This window comes from Dialister succinatiphilus, assembly GCF_928721695.1.
Taxonomy (GTDB): domain Bacteria; phylum Bacillota; class Negativicutes; order Veillonellales; family Dialisteraceae; genus Dialister; species Dialister succinatiphilus.
Window position 1 is genome coordinate 1,222,433 of the sequence record NZ_OV788641.1, and the last position, 16,213, is coordinate 1,238,645.

General features: G+C 52.0%; 19 protein-coding genes and 1 other annotated feature. Of the genes, 8 read left to right on the top strand and 11 right to left on the bottom strand.

Going from position 1 to position 16,213, the window contains the following annotated elements:
• Nucleotides 1-40 precede the first annotated feature (40 nt).
• From NW747_RS05015 to NW747_RS05035, 5 genes are all read right to left on the bottom strand, one after another.
• Nucleotides 41-721 carry a hypothetical protein gene (locus NW747_RS05015; protein WP_273188241.1) on the bottom strand — a complete coding sequence of 227 codons (681 nt, stop codon included), beginning with the start codon at nt 719-721 and terminating at the stop codon, nt 41-43.
• Between the two features lie 38 nt (nt 722-759).
• Nucleotides 760-1,128, bottom strand: coding sequence for a hypothetical protein (locus tag NW747_RS05020; RefSeq protein WP_273188242.1), 369 nt, complete (start codon nt 1,126-1,128; stop codon nt 760-762).
• Between the two features lie 128 nt (nt 1,129-1,256).
• Entirely contained in the window at nt 1,257-1,562 is a 306-nt protein-coding gene (locus tag NW747_RS05025; protein WP_273188243.1) for a hypothetical protein, read from the bottom strand.
• Nucleotides 1,559-2,161 carry a DUF1700 domain-containing protein gene (locus tag NW747_RS05030; RefSeq protein ID WP_273188244.1) on the bottom strand — a complete coding sequence of 201 codons (603 nt, stop codon included), beginning with the start codon at nt 2,159-2,161 and terminating at the stop codon, nt 1,559-1,561. Before NW747_RS05030 ends, NW747_RS05025 begins: the two co-directional genes overlap by 4 nt.
• Nucleotides 2,154-2,480: a PadR family transcriptional regulator gene (locus tag NW747_RS05035; RefSeq protein WP_008860263.1), complete on the bottom strand. Its 327-nt coding sequence runs from the start codon at nt 2,478-2,480 to the stop codon at nt 2,154-2,156. The genes NW747_RS05030 and NW747_RS05035 overlap by 8 nt, the downstream gene beginning before the upstream one ends.
• Nucleotides 2,481-2,730: 250 nt before the next feature.
• Nucleotides 2,731-2,930: a binding site (T-box leader), on the top strand.
• A gap of 179 nt (nt 2,931-3,109) precedes the next feature.
• Here NW747_RS05035 and NW747_RS05040 point away from each other — a divergent pair.
• Nucleotides 3,110-4,258, top strand: coding sequence for an ABC transporter substrate-binding protein (locus NW747_RS05040; RefSeq protein WP_273188245.1), 1,149 nt, complete (start codon nt 3,110-3,112; stop codon nt 4,256-4,258).
• A gap of 112 nt (nt 4,259-4,370) precedes the next feature.
• On the opposite strand, the gene NW747_RS05045 is transcribed toward NW747_RS05040, so the two are convergent.
• The 4 genes from NW747_RS05045 to NW747_RS05060 form a co-directional block, all read right to left on the bottom strand.
• Nucleotides 4,371-5,069, bottom strand: a complete 699-nt coding sequence (locus NW747_RS05045; RefSeq protein ID WP_273188246.1) for a TonB family protein — start codon at nt 5,067-5,069, stop codon at nt 4,371-4,373.
• A 353-nt stretch (nt 5,070-5,422) separates the two neighbouring features.
• Nucleotides 5,423-6,256 carry a D-alanyl-D-alanine carboxypeptidase family protein gene (locus tag NW747_RS05050; protein WP_273188247.1) on the bottom strand — a complete coding sequence of 278 codons (834 nt, stop codon included), beginning with the start codon at nt 6,254-6,256 and terminating at the stop codon, nt 5,423-5,425.
• Between the two features lie 12 nt (nt 6,257-6,268).
• Nucleotides 6,269-6,592: a DMT family transporter gene (locus NW747_RS05055; protein ID WP_008860267.1), complete on the bottom strand. Its 324-nt coding sequence runs from the start codon at nt 6,590-6,592 to the stop codon at nt 6,269-6,271.
• Between the two features lie 59 nt (nt 6,593-6,651).
• Entirely contained in the window at nt 6,652-8,046 is a 1,395-nt protein-coding gene (locus tag NW747_RS05060) for an NCS2 family permease (RefSeq protein ID WP_273188248.1), read from the bottom strand.
• 224 nt (nt 8,047-8,270) lie between these two features.
• Between NW747_RS05060 and NW747_RS05065 the strand changes: the two genes are divergently transcribed.
• Complete coding sequence (locus NW747_RS05065) at nt 8,271-9,179, top strand: radical SAM protein (protein ID WP_273188249.1); 909 nt, start codon at nt 8,271-8,273, stop codon at nt 9,177-9,179.
• Between the two features lie 76 nt (nt 9,180-9,255).
• Here NW747_RS05065 and NW747_RS05070 read toward each other — a convergent pair whose 3' ends face one another.
• Together NW747_RS05070 and NW747_RS05075 are read right to left on the bottom strand one after the other, a co-directional pair.
• On the bottom strand, nt 9,256-9,846 hold the full coding sequence (locus tag NW747_RS05070; protein WP_273188250.1) for a GNAT family N-acetyltransferase: 591 nt from the start codon (nt 9,844-9,846) through the stop codon (nt 9,256-9,258).
• Nucleotides 9,830-10,225: a thioesterase family protein gene (locus NW747_RS05075; protein WP_273188251.1), complete on the bottom strand. Its 396-nt coding sequence runs from the start codon at nt 10,223-10,225 to the stop codon at nt 9,830-9,832. The genes NW747_RS05070 and NW747_RS05075 overlap by 17 nt, the downstream gene beginning before the upstream one ends.
• Nucleotides 10,226-10,375: 150 nt before the next feature.
• Here NW747_RS05075 and mltG point away from each other — a divergent pair, with 150 nt between their 5' ends.
• The 6 genes from mltG to NW747_RS05105 all read left to right on the top strand — a co-directional run bounded on the left by mltG (nt 10,376) and on the right by NW747_RS05105 (nt 16,050).
• Nucleotides 10,376-11,434 (top strand): endolytic transglycosylase MltG, encoded by a 1,059-nt coding sequence (mltG, locus tag NW747_RS05080; protein ID WP_273188253.1) that lies wholly within the window; start codon nt 10,376-10,378, stop codon nt 11,432-11,434.
• A complete protein-coding gene (locus tag NW747_RS05085; protein WP_273188254.1) occupies nt 11,424-12,014 on the top strand; it encodes an O-methyltransferase in 591 nt (196 codons plus the stop codon). Before mltG ends, NW747_RS05085 begins: the two co-directional genes overlap by 11 nt.
• Before the next feature lie 12 nt (nt 12,015-12,026).
• Nucleotides 12,027-13,256 carry a peptidase U32 family protein gene (locus NW747_RS05090; protein WP_273188255.1) on the top strand — a complete coding sequence of 410 codons (1,230 nt, stop codon included), beginning with the start codon at nt 12,027-12,029 and terminating at the stop codon, nt 13,254-13,256.
• The gene (locus tag NW747_RS05095) at nt 13,253-13,489 is read left to right on the top strand and encodes a DUF4911 domain-containing protein (protein WP_273188256.1); all 237 of its coding nucleotides are present in this window, start codon (nt 13,253-13,255) and stop codon (nt 13,487-13,489) included. The genes NW747_RS05090 and NW747_RS05095 overlap by 4 nt, the downstream gene beginning before the upstream one ends.
• Before the next feature lie 470 nt (nt 13,490-13,959).
• On the top strand, nt 13,960-14,376 hold the full coding sequence (locus tag NW747_RS05100; protein ID WP_273188257.1) for a pyridoxamine 5'-phosphate oxidase family protein: 417 nt from the start codon (nt 13,960-13,962) through the stop codon (nt 14,374-14,376).
• 228 nt (nt 14,377-14,604) lie between these two features.
• Entirely contained in the window at nt 14,605-16,050 is a 1,446-nt protein-coding gene (locus NW747_RS05105) for a nicotinate phosphoribosyltransferase (RefSeq protein ID WP_273188258.1), read from the top strand.
• Nucleotides 16,051-16,213: the final 163 nt, after the last annotated feature.

The window sequence follows — 16,213 nt, forward strand, 5'->3', positions numbered from 1 at the left end:
TTCTTATGAAATCAGACGGTGCCAGTGAATCATCGCTTCGTCAGAATCGGGCATCTTCCGGCTGCATAGCGGCCGATTTTCTTTTGCCCCTGTCATGGTGACGGCCGCCGGGTCTGCCCCGGCCGGGGTCTTTGTCTTTATCAAAGCGGCGCTGACGGTGCTCATCGAAGCGATGGTCCCGGTCATTATCGTCTTTGTCAAAGCGGTGCTGATGGTGCTCGTCGAAGCGATGGTCCCGGTCATTATCGTCTTTGTCAAAGCGGCGCTGATGGTGCTCGTCGAAGCGATGGTCCCGGTCACTATGGTCTTTGTCAAAGTGGCGCTGGCGGTGCTCATCGAAGTGATGGTCCCGGTCACTATGGTCTTTGTCAAAGCGGCGCTGGCGGTGTTCGTCCAGGCGCTGGCTTTCCTCTCTGTCATGGTGACGGAGGGAAGGGGCACATTCCCTGTAAGTGCTGCCTTCTCCGGCATCCTTCACATCCCGGGGACGGGAGACAGGATTTTCCTTTTCTTCCTTCAGGGGCTTATGAATGACAGGGCCTCTGGAATTTTCCGCATTGATTAAAGCAATGCGGTAGTCCCGGCCTGTATTGGATACGGGGCCGGCAGGTTCGGCAGCCTGCAGGGAGGCGGCGGATACATCATTTCCCAGGGCGGCGCCGGCGGCAGAGAAGGAAAGCAGCAGAGCTGCGGCTAATATGGTTCTTTTCAGGTTTCTCATAGTAAGACCTCTTTTGAAGTAGACGGTAAGTCTATCTATTACAGACGGTGCCAGGTCATGCCGTCATCATCTTCTATGTTCTTCTTTTCAGGATTTCCTTTCTTCGCATCCCTTTCTCTGGCTTCCGGATGCTGTTCATAGTACTTTTCTTCCCAGGGTTTCAGCTTGCGCTGAGGACCCTGGTCTTTTTTATCTCTCATTTCTTCCCGGTCTTTCTTATCCTTATGGACCTTGTCTTTCTTTTCTACATGTTTCTTTTCCTTGTGCACCTGGGGACGGCCATTGTACTGCTGCATTTCCGGCGGATGTCTGTAGTCTGCTGCGGAAGCGGTGCCGGCAAAGAAGAAACCGCCTGCCAGTGCCAGGCCTGTCATGGAAGCAATGATGAGTGCGTTTAATTTTTTCATAATAGAACCTTCCTTTCAAAATGGGTCAATCTGTTCGAGGGAGTTTCCCTGAAACCCCCTCACTTTATTCTGGGGATATATATAAATCAATGGACGGGGCTGGTATCCCCGCCATGATGGACGAAGGATTACTCTTTATCGGGCCCTTTCGTATCTTTCTGGCGGTCCTGCCGGTTATCGGGCATATCTTTCCGGTCCTGGTCCATGGCATTTCTGTCGTGATGGTCTTTCCTGTCTTCCCGCAGGCGGTCGTTGGAAGGCATTTTCTTTGTGTCCTTCCGGTCCTTCCCCCAGCGGTCAAAATTTTCCATCATCCGGGGCCCATTGTCCGCCATCCACCGGTGGTAGGCGGGCAGGTCATTGATGATAAAGGAAAAGGTGCCCACCATGAGGGAGATAATGGCAAGAACAGAAGAAATGATGATTTTCTTCATTTCGTTTCACCGCCTTTGTCATGGCCGGTGCCGATCAGGCTCGTTTCAATGGCCCGGCTCCCTTCCCTGGCAATAAGGTAGATGGAAAGGGCTGTAAAGATACCGAAGCTTCCGATGGAGGCCAGGGTAAGGAAACTGAACCGGGGCAGCGGCGCCATGCCGTGGAAGGGAACCAGATTGGTGGAGAAGAGGCCTATCACCAGTCCCGCAGCCGCCAGGACCACGATGGCCATGATGATGCCGGCCGCTGTGAGAAGGCGGGCGGTCATGCGGGCTGTGGCTTCCGCAGCTCCGGGGAGCCGGGGACTCACGGCATCCCAGGTCTTTCCCATCTTGTCCTGGGCGTCCTTAGCCATGTCCAGAGCCCTGCTTTTCAGCGGGCTGCCTTTGGCCTTTTCATCCACCACTCCTTCGGACTGGAAGGAATTGTAGATATCCTTCGGACTGCCAAGCTCTCTGGCAATTTCTTCCTCTGACAGGCCTCTCTTTTTCCCTTCTTCAAAATGGGATTCATAATCGGCCAGGATTTCTTCTACCTCTTCGGTCTTTGCATTTCGGAAATAGTAGCGCAGGAGATCTAAAAATTCTGTTTCATTCATGGATATCGCCTCCTTCTTCCAGTATTTTCTTGACGGCTTTTGTAAATTCGGTCCATTCCCTGAGGGATTCTGTGAATTCCTCCCGTCCGGCGTCGGTGATGCGGTAATATTTTCGGGGAGGACCGTTATGTGATTCCGCCAGGTAGGTATCTACCAGGCCGTCCTTCTTGAACCGGTTCAGCAGGGGATAAATAGTACCCTCCGACATTTCAATGTATTTTGAAATCTCCGTGACCAGCTCATAACCATAGTAGTCTTTTCGCCTGAGCATAGATAGAACCACAATTTCCATGACGCCTTTTTTCAGTTGGATGTTCATGGCTTTTCCTTTCTGAGGAATCAGGGGTTCTTAAGAGGAAATCGGCCTGCCGGCGATTAAACCGGTAGTCAATTTCTTCGTCGATAACAATATATCACAAAGTACTTTGCAATGCAAGGTACTTTGTGAAACAAAATGATATATCTGTCAAAATCATGGAGAGAGCTGTTTATGCTAAATCTGCAATGCTGCTTTTTACCTGTTGACGGATGGAAGGAAATCATGTATCATCATAGCCATATCAAAACCAGTACATGCTGTGAACGAGAAGGAAACAGACAGGAAGCTTCAGAGAGCCGGCGTATGGTGAAAGCCGGTGCGGAAAATCTGCGGACTATCACTCGTGAGCTTCCTGATTGAAAGAATTTCCGTAAATCAGGACGGAAGTCCCCGTTACAGGACAGGCCTTCAGAGTATAATGCAGGGTGGTACCGCGATTTCGCCCCTGTCCCATGGTGGACAGGGGCTTTTTGTTTCCTCCCTTCCTATGCCTGGCGGCTGAGCGATAAACCGGAGTGGTACCGCGCCATGCGCCTCTGTCTGATATGTCAGATAGAGGCTTTTTTTATGGCTCCTCCGGGAAGAGTGAAGATTGCACATGTGCTATTTCATCCAAAGGAGAAATGAAAATGATGGACTGGAAAAAAGGACTCAAACTGGCAGGCCTTGGCCTTATGATGACAGCTGCATGTGCAGGACTTTCCGGCTGCGGCGGAAAGGGAGAAGGACAGGGCAGCGGAAAGACCGCCAAGGTAGGCTTTATCAACGGCGTTTCCGGCGGCGTGGCTTCCTACGGCCTGGCGGAAAAAGAAGGCTTTGACATGGCGGTGGATGAAATCAACAAAGAAGGAAAAATCCACATGGATGTGGAAATGGTGGACACCAAGGGCAATGTGCAGCAGGCGGTGGCGGCGGCCCAGAAACTTATTGCAGCTAAAAAGGTGATCGTGGTGGGACCTTTGATTTCCGGTGAATACAAGGCGGTGGGGCCCCTCTTCCAGCAGGCGAAGATTCCCCTTCTGGGTGTGGCTACCACGGCGGAAGGGCTTATGGATATAGGGGACTATATGTTCCGGAACTGCGTGCCGGAATCGAAAAATATCCCCCAGACTGTTGAGAAAACCCATAAACTCCTGGGCTATAAGAGAGTGGCCGTGCTTTATTCCAACAACAATGAGCATCAGGTGTCCGCCTACAAGACCTTCAAAAAAGCACTGGAAAAGGAGGGCGTGGAAATCGTGGCGACAGAAACCTTTGCCGATAAGGACACGGACTTTTCCGCCCAGCTCACCAAAATCCACAATGCCAATCCTGATGCCGTGGTGGTGGCAGGCTACTACCAGGAAGGAGGGCTCATCCTCAAGAAAATGAGAGACCTGGGCATGAACCAGCCGGTACTGGGGGACAATGGCTTCATGTCTCCGGAACTGGTGAAAATTGCAGGTCCTGCAGCAGACAATGTGTACGTATCCTCCATGTGGTCCCCGGACAGGGACTCCGAGGCTACAAGAAAATTTGTGAAGGACTTCCGGGAACGGTATCATCATGATCCCGACAACTTTGCCGCTTGCGCCTATGTATCGGCCAAGCTGGCAGCCAAAGCCATGGAAAATGCAGGCACCACCACGGATTCCAAAAAGGTGCGGGACGCCCTGTCCCATATCAAAAACTTTGAAAGCGCCGCCGGCCCCATGACCTTCAACAACTCCGGGGACCCGGAAGTGGACCTGGTGCTTCTGAAAGTGGAAGACGGGACATATAAGGCAGTGAAAGTGTAAGGAATCACTGCAAAAAAGGCAGTGAAGGAATAACTGCTGTTTCTTCACTGCCTTTTTTCTATGAAATTTTCCTTTCGGTATGGATGACCAAAGCGTGTCATGTCGCCATGGACTATAGGGTTATGGAAATGGCCGTTTCCGCATCGATGGCTTCACCGTCGGGATTTCTGGCGGGCGCAAAGGTCCACTGCCGGAGGGACCGTTCTATATAGGAAGAAAGGATTTTGAAATCGGCATCGCTCAGGCCGGTCCCTTCCTTTTCAATCACCGGCGGGGCGCTCATTTTTCCATTCCTGTCTATGGAGAGCTTCACCGTAAAGGAAGGGTGACCGGATCTTTCGGCGGCCTGCTCTTCCTTTTCCTTCATGTCCGCCATGATTTGCTTTTCCGGTGCTGGCGGCACGGATACCAGGGCTGACGTAAAACGGACGGGAATACGGACGGTCAAAGGAATATCCTGATCTCCCCGGCGGGCGGGATGGAAGGTCCAGGACTTAGCGGATCCCGCGGCGTACTGGTCCAGAATCAGGGAGGATGAGCTTTCAGCGATTTCTTCATGGGTGACGGCACCGTCTTCATCAATGGCAAGAAGCAGTACGGTGGATGCTGCATGGGGAAGCTGGGAGAGGGCCTCGCGGACAGCGGCAGACTGAGGCAGCATGGGGGCCGACTTCACCGACGGAGGGACCATCTGCTCTTCCGTTATGGGACTGCCTTCTTTATCCAGATACACACCTTCCCTGGGAAGGGCGGCAGAGGCAGTCAAGCCCAGGGTAAGCAGGAGAGACAGGGAGATGAGAATCTTTTTCATAGGGGCTCCTTTGACATATTTGCATTCTGACTCATGTAATATACATTTTACACATCAATTTCTCCATTTATTTTAATAAATAGGAAAGGGAAGCGCAACCGGTTTTCTATCTGCTGTGGTACAATCATGGCAGATAGCACAGGGAGATGATGCAAAGGAGGCCATCATGAAGAAAGAAGATATGGAAGAGTTCATGGAGGAAGACCGGAAAGCGGGGGCAGATAATGAAAATGGTGGATGTCACCCGGGTGAAACGGCAGGCCGCCTGGGGTCATAGAAATTGAAAAGAGTGCTGCGAAGAAGGGAGCTTCTTCACAGCACTCTGTATTCCGGCGCCGAAAGGCGCCTGCTTTTTAAGCCTTTTTCTTATCAGAAGAGGGCTCTTTTTTTATGAGGGAAAAGCCATAGTCCAGCAGTTTGGCCGCTTCTGTAAACCGGCTGTCCATATCCCTGGAATGCATGATGATGACGATGAGCTCATGATTGTCCCTGACGGCGGAGGCAGCCAGGCAGCCGCCGGCAGCGCGGGTGTAGCCGGTTTTGATGCCCGTGGCGCCGGGGTAGGTGTAGAGGAGTTCATTGCTGTTTTCACAGGTGAAGATTTCTGCAGGGCGGATATAGCGGATTTGTTTCCTTTTGGTAGAAACGATGGAGCGGAAATTTCGATTTTCCATGGCGTATCGGGCAAGGCGGGCCATGTCCTCGGCGGTGGAATAGTGATTTTCATCAGGCATGCCGTTGGCATTGACGAAATGAGTGCCGGTCATGCCGATATCCTTTGCTTTCTGGTTCATCATATCTGCAAAGGCTGGAAGACTGCCGGCCGTATTTTCCGCAATGGCCGTGGCGGCGCCGTTGTCGGAAATCATCATCATCTGGTTTCGGAGATCCCCCAGAGAGAGCCATTCGCCGCCGTTTAATGCCGTGGATTCCACGTCCGCTGCCTTTGGGCTCACAGTGACGGTTTGATAGGTGTTTCCTTTTTCAAGAGAAAGAATGCAGGTCATGATTTTGGTCATGCTGGCAGGATATTCTCTTTTGGTCCCGTTTTTCTCGTAGAGGAAACGGCCGTCAGAACCGTCCATAATGACTGCGGCATCGGCGGTGATGTCCGGCGCTGCGGCATGGAGGGGAGAGCAGGATATACAGGTGAAGGTGAGAGCCAGGAGGAACATTTTATATGTCATAGAAACCTCCCGTCAGGACTTTGTGCCGAAGAAGTTCAGCAGCACACAGCCTGCAATAATGAGGAATATGGCCAGCATTCCAGTGGCCGTCAGCTTCTCGCCGAAAAAGAACCAGGAAATGAAGGTGGTGGCCAGGATGCCCACACCGCTCCAGGTGGCATAGGCCAGGGCCAGGTTCAAGGACGTAAGGGCCCGGGAGAAGGAGAAAAAGCAGAGACCGTAGGAACCAAGGCATGCCAGGGTGGGAAGGGGGAGGGTAAAGCCATGGGACATTTTCAGGAAGGTGGTACCGGTGAGCTCCATGGCAATGGCAAAGAACATGAGAAAATAGGCCATTAGGAATTCCTTTCAAGTAAAAAGCCTGCGCCTTCCGGCGCAGGCCTGGATAGTAGAAATCAGAGGAAAATATACTTCAGAATGAAAATCACAGTGAGCGCCATCATGAGAGCGCTTACCTTGCTTCTCCGTCCGGTGAGGAGGTTAATCAGGGTGTAGGTGATGGTGCCGAAGGAAATGCCTTCTGCAATGCTGTAGGCGAAGGGCATGGCAATGATGGTGAAGTAGCAGGGAATGGCTTCGGTGGGATCATTGAAGTCAATGCCGGTGACAGCGGTGAACATGAGGAATCCTACGATAATCAGGGCCGGTGCGGTAGCAAAGGCAGGAATGGCCATGAACACAGGGGAAAGGAACATGGAAAGAAGGAAGAGCACAGCCACGGTGACAGCGGTGAGACCGGTACGGCCGCCTTCGGAAACGCCGGAGGCGCTTTCCACGTAGGTAGTGGTGGTGGACACGCCGAGCACAGCGCCTACGGAGGTGGCTACGGCGTCAGCCATGAGGGCGCCCTTGATATGGGGCAGCTTGTTGTTCTCATCCAGCATATTGGCTTTGGAGGACACGCCGATGAGGGTGCCGATGGTATCGAAAATATCAACAAAGAGGAAAGCCAGCAGTACCACCACGAAATTGAAGGTGCCTATCTGGGAGAAGTCCAGCTGCATGAAAATGGGGGCCATGCTCTTCGGTTCAAAGGCGGAAAGGCCGCCGGAGAAATTGGGGAGGGTGCTGAATGCGCCTACGGAAGGATCCGGCACATAAAGTCCGGAGATTTCACAGACAACGCCCAGAAGCCAGGTAAAGAGAATGCCCCAGAGGATATTGCCTCTCACCTTCTTCACCATGAGGATGGCCGTGAAAAGGACGCCGATAATGGCCAGCACCACCGTAATGCCGGTGGTATGGAAGGTGCCGGCGGCCATGGCCTGCTTGAAGGAAAAGAGGGAAATCTTGGTGGCAGGATTGGCCACGATGATCTGGGCGGAGCCTAAACCGATGAAGGCGATGAAAAGGCCGATACCTGCAGATACGGCTTTCTTCAGATTAATGGGGATGGCGTTGAAGATGGCTTCACGCACATTGGTCAGGGACAGGACGATGAAAATGATCCCTTCCACAAAGACCGCAGCCAGTGCCATTTCCCAGGAATAGCCCATCTGCTTTACTACAGTGAAGGCAAAGAAAGCGTTGAGCCCCATGCCCGGTGCCAGGGCAAAGGGGTAGTTGGCAAAAACGGCCATGAGCATGGTGCCCAGGAAGCCGGCCAGGGCAGTGGCAGTAAGGACGGCCCCCTTGTCCATGCCGGTGGTACTCATGATAGAAGGGTTGACGGCGAGGATATAGGCCATGGTCATAAACGTGGTAATCCCTGCCATGATTTCGGTCTTTACGGTGGTGTGACTTTCCGACAGATGGAAAATTCGCTCCATGAGACCTGCATTGTTTTCCATGAATAAGCTCCTTTCGCGTTGAAAAGCATTCCGGCGTCTGGAAAAAACGCCATAGAACATTTTTTACGCTTTTATTATATGATTTTTAACAGCTTGAATCAATGAATTTTATCTATTCATGGAATGCAGATATATCATTCTTCCATGAGGAAAAGGAAGTCCTTGGCTTCCTGTGCTACAATAAAAAAATAACCGGCAAAGAGCCGGCGGAAAGGGAGTACATCATGAGTATATGCAACCTGTGCCCCAGGGCATGTAAAATAGAAAGAAAAATATCGGTAAAGGACAAAGGGAATGTGGGATACTGCCGCTCCGCCATGCTTCCCGTCATTTCCAGGGCTGCCCTCCACCATTGGGAAGAACCCTGCATTGCAGGAAGCCGGGGCGCCGGCACCGTTTTCTTTGCCGGCTGCAACCTGTCCTGCGTATACTGCCAGAACTATGAAATATCGGAAATGAGAAAGGGCATCGAAGTGTCCGTGGAGAGGCTTCGGGAAATCTATTTCGAACTTATTGAGGAGGGAGCCCATAACATCGACCTGGTCACCCCTACCCACTACACCCACGCCATTTTCCAGAGCCTGCGGGACCCGCTTCCGGTGCCGGTGGTATACAACTGCGGCGGCTATGAAAGCGTGCACACCGTGGCCTTCCTTAGAAACAAGGTACAGTGCTGGCTGCCGGATCTGAAGTACGCAGACAGCAGCGCTGCTGCCCGCTACAGCGATGCGCCGGACTATTTTGAAAAGGCCACCGCCGCCATTGAGCAGATGTTCCGCCAGACCGGTCCCTATGAAATAGACAGCAGCGGCATCCTCAGGAAAGGCGTACTCATCCGCCACCTGATCCTTCCGGGACAGGTGGAGAATACGAAGAAAGTACTGGAGTATGTGGCCGGCACCTTCGCTCCCGGCGAAGTACTCTTCAGCCTCATGCGCCAGTATGTACCCTGCGGAAGGGCAGCGGAATATCCTGAAATCAACCGTCCTATTACCGATGAGGAATACGAAGAATGCGAAAGCTATATGGAAGAACTGGGCATCGTAGACGGCTACGTCCAGCAGAAAGCCAGCTCCGACAAAATGTTCATTCCCGCCTTTGACGGTACAGGGGTACTGAAAAGGGAGGAATAGAAAAGGGTCTGTGAAAAAATGGAAATCATTTCTTCACAGACCTTTTTGCTGTTTTTGACCGGTGCAGCATGGAAATTTACAGCCTGGAGGACAGCTGGGAGAAGGGAATAAACGCTCCGGGATGGAGAGGCCGTTTCCCGATTTCCTTTCCCATCCAGATCATGTCATACCAGCGGCCGAATTTATACCCACACTTTTCAAAGCGGCCAAGGGTTTTGAATCCAAGACTTCTGTGAAAAAGGGGACTGTCTTTGGGAAGGAAGGGGTCCTCCTCTTTTGTGACGGCAATGCAGGCATAGAGGTTGAATACCTGCTGGGAAAGGAGGATGGACTCCAGCTGGCCATAGAGCGCCTTCCCCAGGCCCCGGTGATGGAAAGGAGGAGCTATATAGATAGAAAGTTCTGCGGCATGGTCATAGGCTTTCCTTGGATGGAAGGGCCCGGCATAGGCATAACCTGCTATCCGGCCATCGGAAAGGGCGGCAAGATAGGGGTACCGTTCCAGGGTAGAGGCCATGCGATGCTGGAAATCTTCCAGGGTCGGCGAGTCTTCTTCAAAGGTAATCGCCGTGTTTTCCACATAGGGCCGGTAAATGGAAAGAAGGGAAGGTGCATCTTCTATGGACGCCTGGCGGATGAAAAAGGAAGGGTTACTGCTTTTTTCCATTTCTTTGTTCCGCTTTTTCCATAAACCTTACGCCATCTACCAGGAAGCGGTCATGGTCTGCTTCTCCGATGTCCCCATTTTCATCGGCAGCGGTGATGTGGAAGGAAATTCTCTTTCCCTTCACCTCTGTTACCGTGGCGGTAACGGTAATCACATGGCCCGGCAGGGTGGGGGCTTTATGGATAAGGGAAATGGAACCGCCTACGGTGGTTTCCCCTTCCGTAAGATGCGGTGCCAGCGCCTTGCAGGCCGCTTCCTCCATGGCCGCCGACAGCACCGGCGTGGCCAATACGGGCAGGGACCCGCTTCTTACCTTTTCCGCCGTATCCTTTTCGGTAATGGTTCTTGTAATCTGTGCAGTGATTCCTTTGATAATCATAATAAACTCCTTTCTTTTATCAGCATTCCAAAGAGAGTGCTGAATAAAGAATATGAATCCTTTTCATAGTATATGATATAATTATAAGATAATTTATGATTATTTCCATATACGATCTGGAATCCCTTGAAATTTCTTGAGAGGTGCAATTTGGAAGATAAAAAGACAGAAGACACGGGAGAAACGGAAAGGACCCTCTTTCCCCGGAAGGAGGACCGCCGGAAATGGTCAGCTCTGGGAGGCATTCTTTTCGTTCTGGTCCTTCTTATGGCCGGTGTGTATTTCTATGCCTTCGACAGGGTGGGACTTCATGGCACGGCCATGGTGGATGTGCCCCGGAATTCTACAGGCCGGGACATTGCAGATACCCTGGAGAAAAAGGGCGTCATCCGGAGCAGCACCCTGTTCCGGATGTATTCCAGGATTCTGGGAAGCGGCAAGAGCCTGCAGAGCGGGACCTATAAGATGAAACAGGGAATGACGGTGAAAGAGGCCATGACCAAGCTCCGTTCAGGCATGACAGAATCCGTATTTGTTACGGTGCCCGAAGGGTATACAGTACACCAGATAGCGGCTCTTCTGGATGAAGCCGGTGTCAAGGGGGCCGATGATTTTGAAGGAGAGGCCGTTTCCTACGGCCCCTTGAAATACCAGTACGGTCCGCTGCCGGTATCGGTAAAGGCAGAGGGATTCCTCTTCCCTGACACCTATAATATTCCCAAAGAGTATACAGCCCGGCAGATCTGCGATATGATGTACAAGCGCACCGATGACATGCTGACGCCGGAGATTCGAAAGAAGGCGCAGGCAAAGCATTTGACCCTCCATGATCTCATGACCCTGGCCTCCATGGTGGAAAAGGAAGCCCGGTTCAAGGAAGACCAGGAGCCCATTGCATCGGTGATGCTGAAGCGTCTTTCCATAGGCATGCCTCTCCAGATAGACGCCACCATCCAGTATGCCCTGGGCAGTCCGAAGGCGGAGCTTACCATACAGGATACCCGCATCGACTCCCCCTACAATACCTATACCCATAAAGGCCTGCCGCCAGGTCCTATTGGAAGCCCCGGCATGGATGCCATTGAAGCGGTGCTGGATGCAAAGCCGGGAGAGTACCTTTACTATGTAGCCCAGCCTGACGGACACCACGTCTTTACGAAATCCTATGAGGAGCATCAGGCGGAAACGGAGAACATTTATGGGAAATGACTGGCAGGTCCTGAAAAGGGAACTGGAAGACCATGCAGAGAAAAAGGGAGTGCCCATTATCCGGGGGCCGGAGCGGGAGCTCCTCCTCAAGGCGGCAGCCCTGGCGGAGCCCCGCCGCATGCTGGAAATAGGAACGGCCATCGGCTACTCTGCTCTTCTTCTGGCAGAGCGTTTTCCAAAGGCCCAGATCCATACGGTGGAGCTTGATGAAGAGCGATATCACATGGCGGTGCAGGTGATGGAAAGAGCGGGCCTCACGGGCCGGGTCCACTGCATTCTGGGGGATGCGGGACAGGTGATTCCTACCCTTTCGGGGCCCTATGATTTCCTTTTCCTGGACGGGCCCAAAGGACAGTACCTGAGAGAACTGAAGGCTATTGAGCCTCTCCTTTCCGAAAAGGCTGTCATTGCGGCAGATAACGTCCTCTTCCGGGGGCTGGTGGAAGCAAAGGATCCTGTGCCTCACCGGTACCGCACCCTGGTCATGAGACTTCGGGAATATATAGATTATGTGAACGAAAAATATGAAACTCGTATATATAAAGAAGGAGACGGTTTGGCCGTTTCTCTTAAAAAATAGAAAGGAACATATATGAAGAAAATGGAACTTCTCGCTCCGGCGGGAACAATGGAAAAAATGAAAATGGCGCTCCTCTACGGGGCAGACGCGGTCTATCTGGCAGGCAAGGTCTTCGGCCTTCGCGCCTACGGCGGCAATTTTTCCATGGAAGAACTGAAGGAAGCCGTTTCCTATGCCCACAGCATGGGGAAAAAGGTGTACGTCACAGTGAACATTATCCCCAGAAATGAAGATCTGGAAGGACTGGACGACTATCTCAAATATCTGGAATCCATTCATGTCGATGCAGTCCTGATTTCCGACCTGGGAGTCTTCTCCCTCTGCCGGGAAGTGGCGCCCCATCTTCCCATCCATGTATCCACCCAGGCAAGCTCCGCCAACTGGCGCACGGTGAAAATGTGGAAAGACCTGGGTGCCGAAAGGGTGGTGCTGGCAAGAGAAGTGTCGGTGAAGGAAATGGCAGACATCCGTAAAAAAGTGGACATTGACCTGGAAGTTTTCGGCCACGGTGCTATGTGCATTTCCTGGTCCGGCCGCTGCCTTCTTTCCAATTTCTTCACCAACGGCAAAAGGCAGTCCAACCGGGGCGAATGCATCCAGGCCTGCCGCTTCCGCTATGCGGTCATGGAAGAATCCCGGCCCGGACAGTACTGGCCGGTGGAAGAAGATGAGCATGGCACCTACATTTTCAACAGCAAAGACCTCTGCATGATCGACCATATTCCAGAGCTCATCGAAGGCGGCGCTGCTTCCCTTAAAATCGAAGGCCGCATGAAGAGCGTATACTACGTGGCAGCCGTGGTGGCAGCCTACAGAAAAGCCATCGACGCCTACTACGCCGAAGGCGGTGCCTACAGGGTGCGGCCGGAATGGCGGGAGGAACTGGAAAAGGTATCCCATCGTCCCTACACCACAGCCTTTGCCTTCCAGAATCCGGACCACAGCGCCCAGGAATATGTGAAATCCCAGCCGGAGCAGCCCTATGACTTTGTGGGACTCATTCTTCCGGGCCACGGGGAAGAAGGCACGAACCAGGTGCAGCAGAGAAATCATTTCAAGGTAGGGGAAATCCTGGAATACCTGACGCCCCAGGGCCAGGTGGGCCTTGTGAAAATCACAAAACTGGTGAACCAGGAAGGCGAAGAGGTGGACAAGGCGCCTCATCCGCTGGAAGAACTGACCATGGCAGGAGACAAAACCCTTCCTGCTTTCTCCATTCTGAGGAGGCGTGCAAAGAAATGACAGAAGATACAAGGGTATATATAGAAATCCCGCCGGAAGAAGTGAACTACATCAACCGCATTATCGAAGGCTACGAATATCTGGGCGTACTCACCACCTTAAACGCCAAAAGGGCCACCTGCCAGATCAACTCCACCAAAGACACCAGGGATACGGTGATTGAGGTGCTCACCCATCTGCCTGATGTGAAGGTCAAAATTCTTTCCAGCCGGGAAGAAGCACTGAAGGACTAAAGAGAAACTTTTCCTTCCTTTTCCGACTATACCCATAGAGAAGCGAAAAGACCGGAAAAACCGGCTGGCACATCCCGCTGGCGCCCATCCATGGAAAACGGGAATGCCGGAGTTTCCTGTCCTGTCCTGTCCTTCTCCTTCAGCCGGCTGAAACAATCAAAACATACGAAAACTTCCCGCAAATCCTTCAAGGCCCTGCCTGAAGCGGCCACTGGCGCGCCCGCTTTTGGATTTCGGGAAGTTTTTTTGCGTGTCCTTTAAGGCACTGATTCATACCATTCCTTATGACATCAGGCTATGCATGCAGCAGCCCTCTTCCGACACGGGAAGAAAAAAGAGCAGGCGCCGGCGGGAAAGGCATGGCATCCGGGGGGCCATACCCTTCCCTTTGCCAGAAATCTCTGGAGCCTTTGCATTTCCCCCTGCTCTGTGTACAATAATAATGACAAAGAATGAAATCAAGGAGGCTTATGATGGATTCTGTGAAGCTGGTACTGGAATATCTGAGGGAATGTGAAGTGTTTTATATGGCCACCGTGGACGGACTGGAGCCCCGGGTGCGGCCCATGAGCGGGGTGTGCGAAGTGGAAGGAAGGCTCTGCTTCCTTCTGTCCCGGTCCTCTGCCCTCTATCATGAAATCATGGGGAACCGCCATGTGGAAATCTCTGCGGTGCACCCGGACAAGTCCTGGATTTCCATCCGGGGCTGGCTGAAGGAGGAAGAGGAGAAGGAGACCAGGGACTCCATGCTGAAGGCCTGCCGGGATGATATTGAAGATATGGGCCTGGTGGACAGGGAGGATATGGCTGTCTTCAGTCTCCATGGGGGCAGTGTATATCTGCGCGACCGGAATGAGGGAAGAGAGAAAGAGCTGAATCTGGGCTAGCCATTACGACAGTGCCGGCTATACACCTGAAGGATCATAGATCTTGTGCTTTGCGGATGTCATAGAAAAGGGCCGTACCTTCTTCGCTGCCGTGAACCTTCGGGCATGCCGTTTCATGCCCTGTCCAGACTGTAAAATTATGATTTAATGCACCATTAATGGCATAAAGTGTTATAATGGTTTCAATCTACCCATTGTCATGACAATGGGAATACAAAGGGGGATATTATGGCATCCAATGGACTTATCACTGATTTGTATCAGCTCACGATGACCAATGCTCTTTTCAAGAAGGGCATGCATGAAAGAAAAGTCGTATTTGACCGTTTTTATCGGGTGAATCCCTTCAAGGGCGGCTATACCGTGGTGGCAGGACTGTCCCATCTGGTGGATTTTGTAAAGAATTTTACCTACAGCGATGAGGATATAGAATATCTCCGGAGCCTTCATATTTTCTATCCGGAATTTCTGGATTATCTTTCCCATTTCCATTTCACCGGAAATATTTATGCCATGCCGGAAGGCACGGTAGCTTTCCCGGGAGAACTGCTTCTCCGGTTTGAAGGGACCACCACCGAGGCCATGCTGCTGGAGACCGGACTTTCCATGATTATGAACCATGAAAGTTTGATTGCCACCAAGTGCCGCAGGGTGCGTACCGTGGCGCCGAAGGATGCGCTCATGGAATTCGGCCTTCGAAGGGCCCAGGGCCATTCAGCAGGACTCTGGGGCGCCAGGGCTTCCATGATTGGCGGCTTCAACGGCACTTCCAATGTGGAAGCAGGAAAGCTTTTCGGCATTCCTGTGCTGGGCACTATGGCCCACAGCTGGGTCATGAGCTTCGATACGGAGCTGGAGGCCTTTGAGGAATATGTGAAGCAGTACCATGACAATCTCATCCTTCTGGCAGATACCTATAATGTGCTGGAAATGGGGGTACCCCATGCCATTAAGGTATTCCGGGAACTGAAGGCGGCCGGAAAGCTGCCGAAGAAGTACGGCATCCGCATTGACAGCGGTGATCTGGGCTACCTTTCCCAGGAAGCATCCCGCATGTTCCGGGAAGCCGGTTTCCCGGATGCCATCATTTCCGGATCCAACGATCTGGATGAATACCTGATCCAGTCTCTGAAGGAACAGGGCTGCACGGTAACAAGCTGGGGCGTCGGTACGAAAATCATTACGGCTGACGGCACATCCGCCTTGGGCGGGGTGTTCAAGATGAGTGCCCGTGAAAAGGATGGCACCTTTGAACCGGTAATGAAGATTTCCAATGATGTAAGTAAAATGACAAATCCCGGCATCAAGGCAGTGCGCCGCTTCTACAAGAAGGGCACCGGCAAGATGATTACGGACCTGGTATGCCTGGCTGATGAGCCTTTCCCTGACGGCGGCGATTTTACGCTGGTTACGGAATCGGCCAAGTGGAGGAAGAAGGAACTGAAGGCAGGCACCTATACCTGTGAGGACATGTTAAAGCCTGTCATTCTTCAGGGGAAGGCTGTGAAACTTCCAAGCCTTGACGAAACCATTGCCTATGCCAACAGGCAGATGGAAACCCTGTGGCCCGAGTATACAAGGCTTCTGAATCCGAACATTATGGAAGTGAACCTGTCGGACAAGCTGCAGGAGCTGAAAAGCCATATTATTGATGAAGATTTGAAGAAAAAATAATCATGAAATGGAAATGCCTCTCTTCGGAGAGGCATTTTTTTTCTGGGCTGTCCTTCTCCATCACTCTTTTTCGGGAGAAAATTTCTTCTAATGATGGAATTGACTTTAGATAATTTTGGGTATACATTAGTCACATGAAAAAAATACAAGATAAAAATACAAG

Excerpts from the sequence above, each read along its gene's own strand:
- NW747_RS05015 (WP_273188241.1), bottom strand. The coding sequence starts at position 721 with ATGAGAAACCTGAAAAGAACCATATTAGCCGCAGCTCTGCTGCTTTCC.
- NW747_RS05020 (WP_273188242.1), bottom strand. The coding sequence starts at position 1,128 with ATGAAAAAATTAAACGCACTCATCATTGCTTCCATGACAGGCCTGGCA.
- NW747_RS05025 (WP_273188243.1), bottom strand. The coding sequence starts at position 1,562 with ATGAAGAAAATCATCATTTCTTCTGTTCTTGCCATTATCTCCCTCATG.
- NW747_RS05030 (WP_273188244.1), bottom strand. The coding sequence starts at position 2,161 with ATGAATGAAACAGAATTTTTAGATCTCCTGCGCTACTATTTCCGAAAT.
- NW747_RS05035 (WP_008860263.1), bottom strand. The coding sequence starts at position 2,480 with ATGAACATCCAACTGAAAAAAGGCGTCATGGAAATTGTGGTTCTATCT.
- NW747_RS05040 (WP_273188245.1), top strand. The coding sequence starts at position 3,110 with ATGATGGACTGGAAAAAAGGACTCAAACTGGCAGGCCTTGGCCTTATG.
- NW747_RS05045 (WP_273188246.1), bottom strand. The coding sequence starts at position 5,069 with ATGAAAAAGATTCTCATCTCCCTGTCTCTCCTGCTTACCCTGGGCTTG.
- NW747_RS05050 (WP_273188247.1), bottom strand. The coding sequence starts at position 6,256 with ATGACATATAAAATGTTCCTCCTGGCTCTCACCTTCACCTGTATATCC.
- NW747_RS05055 (WP_008860267.1), bottom strand. The coding sequence starts at position 6,592 with ATGGCCTATTTTCTCATGTTCTTTGCCATTGCCATGGAGCTCACCGGT.
- NW747_RS05060 (WP_273188248.1), bottom strand. The coding sequence starts at position 8,046 with ATGGAAAACAATGCAGGTCTCATGGAGCGAATTTTCCATCTGTCGGAA.
- NW747_RS05065 (WP_273188249.1), top strand. The coding sequence starts at position 8,271 with ATGAGTATATGCAACCTGTGCCCCAGGGCATGTAAAATAGAAAGAAAA.
- NW747_RS05070 (WP_273188250.1), bottom strand. The coding sequence starts at position 9,846 with ATGGAAAAAAGCAGTAACCCTTCCTTTTTCATCCGCCAGGCGTCCATA.
- NW747_RS05075 (WP_273188251.1), bottom strand. The coding sequence starts at position 10,225 with ATGATTATCAAAGGAATCACTGCACAGATTACAAGAACCATTACCGAA.
- NW747_RS05085 (WP_273188254.1), top strand. The coding sequence starts at position 11,424 with ATGGGAAATGACTGGCAGGTCCTGAAAAGGGAACTGGAAGACCATGCA.
- NW747_RS05090 (WP_273188255.1), top strand. The coding sequence starts at position 12,027 with ATGAAGAAAATGGAACTTCTCGCTCCGGCGGGAACAATGGAAAAAATG.
- NW747_RS05095 (WP_273188256.1), top strand. The coding sequence starts at position 13,253 with ATGACAGAAGATACAAGGGTATATATAGAAATCCCGCCGGAAGAAGTG.
- NW747_RS05100 (WP_273188257.1), top strand. The coding sequence starts at position 13,960 with ATGATGGATTCTGTGAAGCTGGTACTGGAATATCTGAGGGAATGTGAA.
- NW747_RS05105 (WP_273188258.1), top strand. The coding sequence starts at position 14,605 with ATGGCATCCAATGGACTTATCACTGATTTGTATCAGCTCACGATGACC.